The sequence below is a fragment of the Brevibacillus centrosporus genome, assembly GCF_003710815.1.
Classification (GTDB): domain Bacteria; phylum Bacillota; class Bacilli; order Brevibacillales; family Brevibacillaceae; genus Brevibacillus; species Brevibacillus centrosporus.
In genome coordinates, this window is record NZ_RHHP01000013.1 from 184,060 (window position 1) to 196,201 (window position 12,142).

Here is a 12,142-nt window from a genome sequence, read left to right on the forward strand (position 1 = left end):
TTTTTCCCCTTCTTAAACCGTTGCCGACTCGCCCACTTTTTCCGTTTTTTTCCTTGTCTGTACCAGGTAGAACACATAGGCTGCGAACAGGCCCAGCGCGGACATGAAGCATAAAATCAGGAGATCAGACGTGACTTGGGACAGCCCGTGTCCCTTCGTTAAAATTTCTCTGGTTCCATGTAAAAAATAGGTAAGCGGTAAAGATTTTCCAATCGCAGCCACTCCAGCTGGCATAGACATGAACGGCCACGTAAATCCGGAAAGCATAAAGGACGGAACCGCAATGAGCATAGCCGTTTGGGTTGCCTGCAGCTGGTCTTTGGAGAAAAAGGAAATCGCAAAGCCGATCGACAGGACCGCCAAATTGAAGGCACTTGCGATGAGCATGAGATTGACCGTGCTACCGTAGTACGGGATGCCAAATACCTTCAGCAACAGCGTAAACCCGATAAACATATTGAGTGTTCCTGCCAGAAAATAAGGGAGCAGCTTGCTTATTGCTATTGACCAAAAGCTGTTCTTCTCCATCGTGCTTCGCCAGGTTCCCGCTTCTTTTTGTTGCGTCACGGAGATCGCAATGCCGAGAAACAGCACCTGCTGTAGAACCGTTCCTGCCAACCCGAAGACCATGAAGGACATGTAGCTAAAGGTCGGATTGTAAAGGACCCGATAGCGGTAATCGATCCCTGTGTACAGGTTTTTCCCCTCTTCTCCCCAACCCCCTTTTGCCTCCAGCTTTTTGAGGGTAGCACCGGCTGAGACCGTCTTAACTACGGTACTGGCAGTCCTTACAGCCGTGTTGGAGATCATCATGTTGCTACCGTCGATAACCGTCAGTACTTCTGCTTCTCGTCCCGCCTTCACGTTCTTTTCCAATTCTGCCGGGATGATCAAGGCGACGTTTGCCTGCCCCTGGTCAATCAGCCGCATCGCTTCCTCCTCGGTCCCGACAATGGAAGTGATTTGAAAGGTCTGATCGACCTCAAATGCACGGTACAGCTCCCGGCTCAGCTCTGTTTGATCCGCATCCACCATGACCGTCGGGATATGCATGACCTTTTTCTCACTGTACAAAAAGCCAAACAAGGTCAAATACATCAATGGAACGATGAAGATGATGTTCCGAATTGTTTTATTGGTAAAAAGGTTTTGCCATTCTGTCCAGAAGAGGCGGGAGAAGTTACTCACCGTTACCAGCCCCTTCAACGTTCCACTCGACCGTCAGGCCCGGACGCAGCTGCGGATCATTCACAATCAGTTTCACCTGGAAGGAACGAATATCTCGGTCCCCTAATTCCTGTGTCGCTTTTTTCACCGCAAAATCCGCAGCAGGGGCAACCGTAACGACTTTTGCATCCACTTCCCGTTTCAATGCCGGTACGTACAATTTCACAGTATCTCCCGCTTTTACAGCGGACAGGCTGTACTCATCCACGTAAAACTTCACATAGTTATCTGCTTTGGACTGAATGGTCAACACGGTAAAGCCCTGTGCGACCAATTCGCCTTTTTGAACCGCTACCGATTTCACGACACCGTCAACAGGCGCAGTCAGCTTCGTGTTGTTCAAATACGCTTCGATCTCCGCCAAAGCCCCTTTTGCCTGCTGGACACCCGCTTCTGCCGATTTCACATCCAGCTCTTTCAGGCCTACCTGTCCGCGCGCTGCTACCGCCTGATTGTACGCCGCTTTCGCTTGATCCAGCTGGGCCTGCGCTGCATCTACCTGTTCGCGTCTGGCTCCCGACTGTGCCATTTTCAGCGACTCAACAGCCGCTTTGTTCTCTGCAGTCGCTTGTTGATACTGCATGTCGGCTTCCTCCACTTTTACTTGGGGGACAGCCCCTTCTGCAAACAGCTTTTTCATCCGCTCCAGGTTGGTTGCCGCGATCTGCTTCGCTGTAGCTGTGGCCTGTACTTTCGCTTTCAGCTGAGCGACCTCTTCAACCCGCGCACCATTTTTGTTTGCAGCCAATTGAGCAGCAGCGGAGTTTACTTGCGCGCTTGCCTGATCCACCTGTGCATCGCTCGAGCTATCCGTCAGAGACACTCCCTTTTTCGCCTGCTCCAGCTTTACTTGCGCCAGACGATAGGCTGCCTCTGCCTGTTCTTTCTTTGCCAAAAGCTCCTCACTGTTCAGCGTGGCAACCAGCTGCCCTGCCTTGACCTCATCGCCCTCGGCGAGGGACAATTGCTCGATGGAGCCGCCCATTTTAAAGGACAAGTCGACTTCGGTTCCCTCAATGACCCCTGCTATTTTATCCGCTCGCTGCCCGGAGACGTTTCCTACTCCCGGTCCAAATAATACGGTTCCCAATACTGCGATGCCGGCCGCAAAGCCAGCCACCCCGATCCATGCACGCTTGTTCATCTGTTTTCCCCTCTTTTGTGTATGTGTATTTCTTGTAGATTAGCAACGCTTATCCAAGATACCCGCCAGCATCGTCCGCAGCGTCTCCCGAACTGCATCCGTGTTCAGCGGCTCCTTCCGAAACTGTTTGCGCAAAACGGTGAATCCGATCATGCCAAACAGAGCCGAAGCCAAAGTCCGTATCTCCACATCTGCTCGAATATATCCTTTTTGCTGCAAATCGGTCATGTAGGTCTCCATGGTGGTAAAATACCCGGTCAACAGACTTCCGACCAACTGATCTCGTTGTTCGTCACCCGTAAAGAAGCTCAGCAATAAGAAGCAAAGCTCCTGATTTTCGGAAAAGAAGCGAAGATGCTCATCCAACACACTCATCATGCGGTCTTCCAGTGATAGATCTTCCTTTTGCATGACACTGTCTACATGGTAAATCAGCATCTTCACGCCTTTTTCGATGACGTATAAAAACAGCTCCTCCTTGGTGGAAAAGTGGTAGTATAGCGTCCCTTTTGCGACCTGCGAGACTTCTGCGATCGTGTCCATCGAAGTTTCACTAAAGCCGTACTGGGCAAACGCAGTTAAAGCCCCCTGCGCAATCTGGTCTTTTTTTGATGAGGCCATCACTCCCATCTCCTTTCATTTTTGAACTGACTGGTCAGTACAAAAACAGTGTAATTTGCCTTCCTAGTTTTGTCAAGAGAGTCCCGCCTTATGTCTCCCTTGTTTTTGCATGAAAAAAAGACCGCGTCGTGGCGGTCTTACTGGGTCATGATTTTTTGATACGTTTCCTGCGTAGCGAGCATGGGCGCAACCCCCAGCTGCTCCTGAAGCTTGGCCACACATTTTTCGTACCATCGAATAGCCTGCTTGCGATTATTCAATCGGTAGTAGGCTGTCATCAGCAGGCGGTAGGCTTCCTCCCAGCAGTCATCTACCTTCAGGATGGCCTCGCACCAGCGGATCACCCCTTCCAGGCGATTCTCCTCCAGCCTGATTTTCGCCAGTCTCTCGGCTCCCCGTAGGAACAAGGCTTGCAGCCGCTCTCTTTCCTCTACACACCAGTCGTCGTAGCGGCATTCCGGCAGATAGTCCCCCTGGTAATACCCTAGCCCTTTTTCGAGCAAAATCGCCGCCTGCACGGGGTCTGCTTCAGCGAAACCTAGCGTGACGAGCTTCTCGAATTCTTCGACATCGATGTGATAGCCGGAAGCGAGGTTAAATCCGTAGGAGCTGCCGTGCCTTTGGATGAAAAATGTTTCGGCTCTTGCTGCTCGGTTCGGCTCCAGCGCTTTATTCAAAGCATTTAATGCAACCTTGAAGTCCCGGATCGCCGACTCCTCGTCACTGTCTGCCCACAGGCGGTTCATAATCTCCTCTCGAGCGAGCAGATGCTGCCGTTTGGTGAGCAGGAGCTGAAACAACAGCTTGGCAGTACCGCGCTGCCATGCTTTTTCACTCAGTTCGTTTTCCCCAAGCCATACACGGAATTGCCCCAGCGTTTGTATGCGCAGTGTGTAGCCGGGGTGGAACGTCACGTTTTGCAGACCTAGATCGTTCAGCAGCTGAGAAACGTAATCCGGCGATACTTGACGCCGCTCCGCTTCGATGAGCACAGGCATCAGCTGCTGAACGTCCTGAGGAGTAAGCATCGTCGGACGTCTCAGCAAGAAGTGATACTCGCCAGACTGCATGAGTGACAAGGCTTGGGTCATGGCGGGTACGAATTTGTCCCATTCTTTGTTGCGATAGGCCAGATAGCTGATCCACAGCTGACTGGTAACGACACCATAGCTGTCACCGCATTTGCTCAGCCGCTCCACACAATCGGCAAAGACCTCCTGAGCCTCTCTGTCCTTTCCATAGGTCGCATAAGCAATCCCGATCGCCATACGAACCAAGCTGTTCAGCCAGTCGTCTCGCATCGCGTCCGTCTCCTGCTTGCCTCGCTCGCCGTATTGCAAGGCGAGATCAAGTGCTTTTTCCCTGCCGTACAGCAATGTGAGTCCCAGGAGCGTTTCCGATTTTCCACGCGTGGACTGCAGCTCCTCCATCATGCGCAGCCCTTTTTCGTACAGCAGACGAATTTCTTCCGCTGGGAGCTGCTGGCTGATCAGAGCTGCATGCGCTTTTCGGACGTAGCCATTCGCTTCCACAAAAGGAGAGTTCGCCGCTCTGCCCAGCTCAATCGCCGTTTCAGCCGCTTGCCAGCCGCGCTCCCAGTCTCCGTTCAAGGCGTACACAAACGAAAGAAGAAGGGAAGTCTCCCGGTACGAACGTGTCAGCTTTGGGTGCTTCTTTCTCTCGTCTAAAGACTTGTTCTCCAGCAGTTGGATGGAGGATTGCAGTCGCCCGGTGCGAAACAGTAGCCGTGATTCGAGCTCCACCTCTGTCAACTGCTCCAGCTCTTGGCTTTTTCCATACCATTCTGCAGCCTGTTTTGCGTCCCCGCGATTGGTGTATATCTCGGCAAGCACCCGGTACAGTCTAGGAGCCGTTTCCTGCCCTTGTTCCGCCGGAGGAAGAAGCTCAATCGCCTGCTTCAGCAAGGTCTCCGCACGATCTCCGCCCTGAACGCTGTCGAGGTGTACACGTGCCATTCCCTCCAGGCCTCGGCATTGACCGATTAGATCATGCTTGGTCTGGCTTAGGTCAATAAAATGCTGGTACGACCCAAATGCATTTACGTAGTGGCAGCGGTAACGTTCTACCTCAGCCTGATAAAACCACAGCCAATGCTTTTCCTCTTTGATCGTGTCGGGCAAAAGCGTGATCCAGTGATACAGAACATCGAGCTTTCCGTCCATCAGTAATCGCTCGGATGCCTGATAGAGCCACTCTCCCAGCACATCCCATTTTGCTGCCAGCTGCAAATGCTCGAAGGCTTTCCCGTCTTCCCCTTTTCGTCGATACCAAAGGGCAGCCGCTTCGTTCACTTCCAAATACAGGTCACTATGGGAAGCCAGCTTACTTGCAAGCAGCCGGTGGAAGAGCGGATGGAAGAAATGCCGCCCTTGTGCATCCACGGAAATGAACAGATTGCCATCGTGCGCCTCTCTCAGATTCTTTACGCCTTCATTTCCGAGGACTTGGCGGCAATCCTCCTCTTCAAACTGTTCCAGCACAGCGCATTTCATTAAAAAGGTCTGCAAGGAGCCGTCCAGCTGACTCCATACCTCCGCGTCCAGCAAGTGAACCAACCGCGACAAGTCCCGTAAGCTTTCGGAAACGGAGGTCCCCATCGCCATTTTATCTCCCAAGAAACGTAGCGAGAGCACCCAGCCGCGTGAAACCTGCTCCACGCGGCTCCACTCCTCGTCCGAGAGCCAGACGTCGTACTCATCCTGAAAAAAGGCTTCGCTGTCATCCCTGGAAAACGTCAAATCGGCTGTATCCACTTCCAAGCAATCCCCTCGCGTTTTCCATAGCTCCATCTCTGTCCACGTCAGACGGGTTCGAGATAAAACCACCAGCTTGAAGCGATGGGGGAGCTGTCCAGCAAGCTTTCGAACGAACACGTCAACTGGACTGTCCTTTGGAATAAACTGAAACCCATCTAAAACAACAAAGTAGTCAGAATGCGCCTGCAGCTGCATCCATTCCCGAACGAACAACTCTGCCAACCGATGTGGCTCAAGCGCTTCGGTCTCTTCGGTCAGCTTTTGCATCAGCGATTCACCAAAGTGAGGCAATACACGCCGCACGCTCTCCATCAGCCCGTACAGAAATGCGGATAGCTCTAGATCCACCTCGGACAAGAAATACCAGCACGTTTCCCTCGCGGCATCATGCAAAAACGTAGCGACTGCCATGGTCTTTCCGTAGCCAGTGGCTGCGTGCACGACGCAAAACGGGACGTGATCCATCAGACGAAGCTTTTTCGCCAAAGTTGGACGCCTTAGCACGTATGGTTTTGGGGTGGGAGGGGTTATTTTTGTGATCGAGACCTGCGGTGTTTTCATACATTGCACTCCTTGCCGTTCTCCTTCTCTCTTCTTTTGTTATTTCCCCTTTATTGCTGTATTTCCTGCCTCGGGAGTGCAAACGCCAAAAAGCCCACCCGGACAATCCAGGTGGTGCTTTGTCAGTCGACCAAATTGTAGCCCTTGATCGTGTATCCAATGTCGTTGATCAAAACTTGAAACTCTTCATGACTCACCGGCTCTTTACGAATAATCCGCTCGTGCAGATCAGCGATCCGATCGTACAAAGCCCGACTCGTGGACACGTACATAATATTGTACTGGGATTCGGTCTGCAAACGAACGCGCATTCTGTCGACTACCCGTTTTTGCAGGGCATCCGTGTGGCCGTTGTCGTTGCGAATGATCTTGCCTTTCGTATAGGGAATGCTGGGGTGTGGATTGACCTCATCAGGCTTCGGCGTATCGATCGGCAGTACCCCCACGAGGAGTGTATCTTTATACGCCAGCACTTTGATGTCGACTACTCCCGGTATCTTCTCGGCGTGTCTTTCCAGCCTGGAAACGAGATGTGGCTCGCGCTGGTGTACGTATTTTTGGCTAATCATCGCCGCTGGGCCTTTATCCAGCCCGGCATTGTCATTGCGATAGTTGATCCCGTACGATTCGTACTTCGCCTGATTTCCGTTCAAATCCTCCGATCCCTGTTCTTTGTTTGGCGAACAGCCTGCAAGCAAACCGGCGAGCATCATGGAAGCGCAGATTCCCACTTGAATTCGTTTCAACAAAAAACACCTCCTTGCCCATAGTGTGATGTGCAGGAGGTGTTCTTACTCACAAATCGTAGGGGGATTCCTTTGCCAATTCCTTACGAATTGCTTACAAACTCGCCTTCATAGGTATCGACTTTTCCATCTTTTTCTGCCTTCAGCGTGAAATTACGAATTCCATCATAGGTATCTTTGTTAAACTCAAAGGATCCATCCGCATTTACGTCTACTTCAAAGGTATTGTCCTCCAGCGTAACCACTACTTCACTACCTGGTTCGACATTCCCGCTTACACGATACAAACCAATTGTAGCAATCGTAAATGTTCTTCCTTTGATCGTAGTACGATCAATCAACTTGACTGCAGCTTCATTTGCTGCCGGCTTTTGTGTGGCGCTGTTGTCTTTGGGCTCTGCGGTCGCATTCGATTGAGTAGCTTGCTCGTCCGTAATCAGAACAGTTTGAGTCGCTTGGTTCCAATTCACATTATAGCTCAAGGCTTCCGCGATAAAACGTACAGGCACCATCGTCCGCTGGTTGATAATTTGTGCAGGTACATCCAAATTGATGGTTTGTCCGTTTTTCTTGGCGATTTTTTGTGTAACAACCAGTCGGACATTACTCGTACCTTTGTTGATCGTTACCGTTCTCGTTTGCTCGTTCCAGTCTACATCGAAGCCAAGGCTCTCTGCGATTGGTCGGATTGGCACCAAGGTGCGGCTGTCTCGAATGACAGGTTTTTGGTCAGGAAATACAATTGCCTTCTGGTTGTATTCCACTTTAATGGCAGCTGGCGCAGAAGCTGCGGATGCAGAAAAAGCTGCCACTGGTACAAGCGCAATAGCCAGTACAAGCGAGGCGAATTTTTTAAGCATTTCGTCCACTCCATTTCAATAAAGATTCACACGGTTCTTAATCTACTATAGGAAGTAGACCGTTGCAAGCTAATCATTCTATGTTTCATGCTGGATTCTATGAAAATAAGCAGGGAAGAAATGGATACTTTCGAACTATTTTCAAATTGTTACAAAAATGAAACCATCTTTCCCCAAAAAACCGTTACAATGGACATACAGCGACGAAATTTTTCCTTTGAAAGAGGCAATGCCGATGAAAAAATTAATTCCGCTCCTCATCCTCGCACTCATTTTTTGCATGATTCCGCCTGGCGGAAGCTCTGCGAACACTACTGCCATTCAATTGGGAAGTGATGTTCTGTTCGAGCAATTTCATTCTTTGCTGGAAGGCAAAAAAGTGGGGCTCCTCACCAATCAAACGGGAATCAACAGCCAAGGAGTCAGCACCATCGATATGCTCAGACGAGATCGCACGGTTAGCCTAGTAGCTCTCTTTTCTCCAGAAAACGGTCTGGATGGAAAGCAGCCGATCACCTCTGAAGTAGGAGTCAGCACGCATCCGGTATACGGCATTCCCGTTTTCAGCATGAACGCTGCCCATCGCGAGCCCAGTAAAGAAGTCTTCGACAAGCTGGATGTCTTGCTAGTAGACGTACAGGATAGCGGTGCCCGAACAAACCCATACATTACGAATCTGTATGACTGCATGTCTGCCGCGAAGCGTCTCGGCAAGCCAGTCATCGTTCTGGATCGCCCCAATCCTCTTGGAGGGCGTATCGTCGATGGACCCGTTCTCGAACCTGCCTATCGTTCCTATATTGGCCCTGATATCCTGCCACTCGCTCATGGCATGACGATCGGTGAGCTTGCTTTATACTTTAACCGAAATGTCGGTGCTGATCTAACCGTTGTCCCTATGCAGGGGTATACGCGATCCATGCTGTACCAGGAAACGGGTCTAGCCTGGAAACATAGCACGCCAGATTTGCCGACTCTCCCTTCTGTGTACAGTTCCCTGGCTACCGGCATTGGGGCAGGAACCGCCCTGCGTGTGGAAAATTCTTATTCATGGATCGGCGCTGAGGGAATCGATGCGAGCAAGTATGCTGATCTCCTGAACGCAAGCCTCCTGCCAGGTGTCATGTTCTTCCCTGTAAACAAAGAATCCGCTGGCGGAGTTCGCATGCAAATTACCGACCCGCATCTTTTTAACCCAGCCAAGACAGGCATGTACGCTTTGGCATACGCTAGACAGCTCAGTCATTTTCCCGTCCCCAAAACCAGCGCGAATGAAATTCCGCTATTTGTCCAAATCATGGGAACGGACAAAATCAGTAAAATTCTGGAGCAGGAAAAAAGCCCGCAAGATATAGAAGCGTCCTACTCCGCACAGCTGACGACCTTTCAAGAAACGCGCAAGTCTTTCCTTATTTATGGGGAGGAGCCCTATCAGCCTCTCTTGCCGATTGTGAGCAGACCAGCTGCAGCCCAAACAAGTCAGCCTCCTGCGCCGTCCAAGCCAGCAACAGGGGGAACGACCACACCTGCAAAGCCGTCACAACCTGTACCAAAGCCGCCTGTGACAAAGCCTGCGGAGTCGACACAGCCTGCTGCCAAACCGCCAGCTGCGCCAAAGTCTCCTGCGAAGCCAACCGCTACCGATAAAGTCGCTTACCTGACTTTCGATGACGGACCGTCTGTGGTGACACCACAAGTGCTCGATATTTTAAAAAAATTTGATGTGAAGGCAACCTTCTTTATTGTAGGACGCAATGTTCCTGGTCACGAAGCCATCCTCAAGCGCACGCTTGCCGAGGGACATGCGATCGGTGGCCATACTTACTCCCATGATTACCGCATCGTGTACAAAAGCATGGAAGCCTTCTTTGCTGACTTGGAAAAAGGAAATCAGCTGATCGAAAAAGCCACCGGGATCAAGCCCGCTCTCTTTCGCTACCCTGGTGGAAGTTCCAACACAGTCAGCCTCAAATATCAGGATCCAAAGCTCTACAATAAGATGAATCCCGTTATGAAGTCCATCAAGGCGGAAGCCAACAAGCGCAAGTATACCTTTATCGACTGGAATATAACAAACGGCGATGCTAGAAGCAATCAATACACCGCTCAAGCAGCTCTCTCCAATATCAAGCAGCAAGTGAAGAACCAAAAAGAAATCGTCGTCCTGATGCACGATTCCAGCACGAAGGCTCCCACAGCTCAGGCACTACCGGAAGTCATTACCTTTTTAAAGTCGAAAGGATATCGCTTTGATGTCATTCATCCAGAGCACCCTACGGTATCCACAGTGAAATAGAACGAAACAGCCCGCTCCTCGTTGCAATCGTCCGAGAGCGGGCTGTTTCCTTTTATACGGCTATCGACTTACTGCTGAGAAGCGAGAACGTCATAGCGCAACCGCAGCTCACGCTTGAGAATCTTTCCGCTCGGGTTGCGCGGCAAGTTGTCCGCAATGACGATATATTTCGGTGCTTTAAACGCCGAGAGCCGTTCCTTGCAGAAGGTCAGCATCTCTTCTTCGGTCAATGCTTCGCCAGCTTTTGGCACGACAACTGCTGTAACAGCCTCGATCCAGTATGGATGTGGAATGCCGATGACTGCCACCTCGGATACCTTTGGATGCAAATAGATCATCTCCTCCACTTCCCGGCTGGCTACATTTTCCCCGCCAGACTTGATCATATCCTTTTTACGATCCACGATCGTTATAAATCCTTCGTCGTCCATGATTCCCAGATCCCCGCTGTGGAACCAGCCTCCCTCGAAAGCAGCCTGCGTTTTCACTGGGTCACGGAAGTAGCCGATCATGGCGTGACTGGTACGATGTACGATCTCCCCGATGCTGCCTCGGGGCACTTCGTTTCCTTCGTCATCCACGATCCTGGTCTCCACATTGAGTGCAGGTTTTCCTGCTGATCCAGCTTTACGGATCTGCTCTCCGGGCTTGAGCACCGTTGCAAGTGGTGCCACCTCTGTTTGCCCGTAAAAGTTGTAGAACTGTGCGCTTGGCAGTCGTTGATTGAGCTCTTTTAACACCTCAACGGGCATGATGGCAGCTCCATAGTAGCATTTCTTGAGAGAGCTTAGATTACGCGAAGCAAAATCAGGAGAACGCAGAAGCGCGATCCAGACTGTTGGCGGGCAAAACAGCTGCGTCGCTTGAAAGGTCTCCACGGTTTCCAGCGTGCTTGCAGGAGTGGCCTGCTCCAGAATGATACCGCTTCCACCTAAATATATGTATGGCCCTAAAAAGCAGTGCAGCTGCGCGCTATGGAATAATGGCAGCGCGTGAACGGCTACGTCGTCCTCTTTCATATCGCCTTCGATGATGGTACTGACGTATTCGGATATGATGCTCTTATGAGTCAGCATGACCCCTTTTGGCTTGGACTCGGTACCGCTCGTGTACAAAATATGGGCAACATCCTCGTCATCGAGATCGACTTCCGGCTCCTGTTGATCAGCGCCTTCCAGCATCTCACGGAAGGGCTGCCATTCCTCTACTTGTGCTGCCGGCTTGGAGATAAGCAACTTCACCCGAATGGCTAGCCCCGACTGTTCTATCGCGCCCTGAGCAAGCCCACGGAACTCAGGAGATGCGAAGACCGCACTTACTTCCGAGTGTCCTAGGATAAAAGCCACATCCTCCTTATTCAGCATGAAATTGATGGGAACCATGATGACGCCTGCTTTTGCCAAAGCAAAATTGAGAATCACAAAGTCCATCGAGTTGCGCGATAAGACAGCTGCCCGGTCTCCCTTTTTCAATCCCTTTTCTATTAAGGCATGCGCAGCTTGATTGACGATTCCATCAAGCTCGCGATAGGTAAGCACTTCTTCTTCAAACTGCAAAGCCTTTTTGTCAGGAAAACGCATGTGACTTCGGCGCAGAATATCACCCAACGTATTTCTCCTTACCCTTTTGGCTTCGATCATGTACACGCCTCCTAGCATCATTTCTTGTATTATACTATAATTTTCTTTATTGCAATTATATTCTGATATTTTTCCATAAAAAAAACGGCAGCTTCGTCTGCATTTTTGAAGCTGCCGCAGGGCCCCAAGAATCAATCGAGTCCTTACGTACAGGATATATCATTCTGACCTATTCAACGACATTGGTTTTGCTGGATTTTAAGGAAAATAACGGTCAATCGAGCATTTTCGGCAGAAAAAGCTTACCCACAGCAGCTGTGTCATTGGTTT

8 protein-coding genes are annotated in these 12,142 nt (G+C 50.7%); 1 reads left to right on the forward strand and 7 read right to left on the reverse strand.

The annotated features are described in order from the left end of the window. Window positions 1-12: 12 nt before the first annotated feature. The 6 genes from EDM55_RS13530 to EDM55_RS13555 all read right to left on the reverse strand — a co-directional run bounded on the left by EDM55_RS13530 (window position 13) and on the right by EDM55_RS13555 (window position 7,936). On the reverse strand, window positions 13-1,188 hold the full coding sequence (locus EDM55_RS13530) for an ABC transporter permease (protein WP_122960531.1): 1,176 nt from the start codon (window positions 1,186-1,188) through the stop codon (window positions 13-15). After that, the gene (locus EDM55_RS13535; RefSeq protein ID WP_092267942.1) at window positions 1,181-2,371 is read right to left on the reverse strand and encodes an HlyD family secretion protein; all 1,191 of its coding nucleotides are present in this window, start codon (window positions 2,369-2,371) and stop codon (window positions 1,181-1,183) included. The genes EDM55_RS13530 and EDM55_RS13535 overlap by 8 nt, the downstream gene beginning before the upstream one ends. A 39-nt stretch (window positions 2,372-2,410) precedes the next feature. Then, window positions 2,411-2,992, reverse strand: coding sequence for a TetR/AcrR family transcriptional regulator (locus tag EDM55_RS13540; protein ID WP_092267941.1), 582 nt, complete (start codon window positions 2,990-2,992; stop codon window positions 2,411-2,413). A gap of 137 nt (window positions 2,993-3,129) precedes the next feature. Next, on the reverse strand, window positions 3,130-6,330 hold the full coding sequence (locus tag EDM55_RS13545; RefSeq protein ID WP_092267940.1) for an AfsR/SARP family transcriptional regulator: 3,201 nt from the start codon (window positions 6,328-6,330) through the stop codon (window positions 3,130-3,132). Between the two features lie 122 nt (window positions 6,331-6,452). Then, window positions 6,453-7,076, reverse strand: a complete 624-nt coding sequence (locus tag EDM55_RS13550; RefSeq protein WP_092268200.1) for a YhcN/YlaJ family sporulation lipoprotein — start codon at window positions 7,074-7,076, stop codon at window positions 6,453-6,455. Window positions 7,077-7,159: 83 nt separating this feature from the next. Continuing rightward, entirely contained in the window at window positions 7,160-7,936 is a 777-nt protein-coding gene (locus EDM55_RS13555) for a stalk domain-containing protein (protein ID WP_122960532.1), read from the reverse strand. Window positions 7,937-8,171: 235 nt separating this feature from the next. Here EDM55_RS13555 and EDM55_RS13560 point away from each other — a divergent pair, with 235 nt between their 5' ends. Further along, complete coding sequence (locus EDM55_RS13560) at window positions 8,172-10,232, forward strand: exo-beta-N-acetylmuramidase NamZ domain-containing protein (RefSeq protein WP_122960533.1); 2,061 nt, start codon at window positions 8,172-8,174, stop codon at window positions 10,230-10,232. A 68-nt stretch (window positions 10,233-10,300) separates the two neighbouring features. Here the strand turns inward: EDM55_RS13560 and EDM55_RS13565 are convergent, their stop codons facing one another. Further along, window positions 10,301-11,872 (reverse strand): acyl-CoA synthetase, encoded by a 1,572-nt coding sequence (locus EDM55_RS13565; RefSeq protein ID WP_122960534.1) that lies wholly within the window; start codon window positions 11,870-11,872, stop codon window positions 10,301-10,303. Window positions 11,873-12,142 lie beyond the last annotated feature (270 nt).

Excerpts from the sequence above, each read along its gene's own strand:
- EDM55_RS13535 (WP_092267942.1), bottom strand. The coding sequence starts at position 2,371 with ATGAACAAGCGTGCATGGATCGGGGTGGCTGGCTTTGCGGCCGGCATC.
- EDM55_RS13545 (WP_092267940.1), bottom strand. The coding sequence starts at position 6,330 with ATGAAAACACCGCAGGTCTCGATCACAAAAATAACCCCTCCCACCCCA.
- EDM55_RS13540 (WP_092267941.1), bottom strand. The coding sequence starts at position 2,992 with ATGGCCTCATCAAAAAAAGACCAGATTGCGCAGGGGGCTTTAACTGCG.
- EDM55_RS13555 (WP_122960532.1), bottom strand. The coding sequence starts at position 7,936 with ATGCTTAAAAAATTCGCCTCGCTTGTACTGGCTATTGCGCTTGTACCA.
- EDM55_RS13560 (WP_122960533.1), top strand. The coding sequence starts at position 8,172 with ATGAAAAAATTAATTCCGCTCCTCATCCTCGCACTCATTTTTTGCATG.
- EDM55_RS13565 (WP_122960534.1), bottom strand. The coding sequence starts at position 11,872 with ATGATCGAAGCCAAAAGGGTAAGGAGAAATACGTTGGGTGATATTCTG.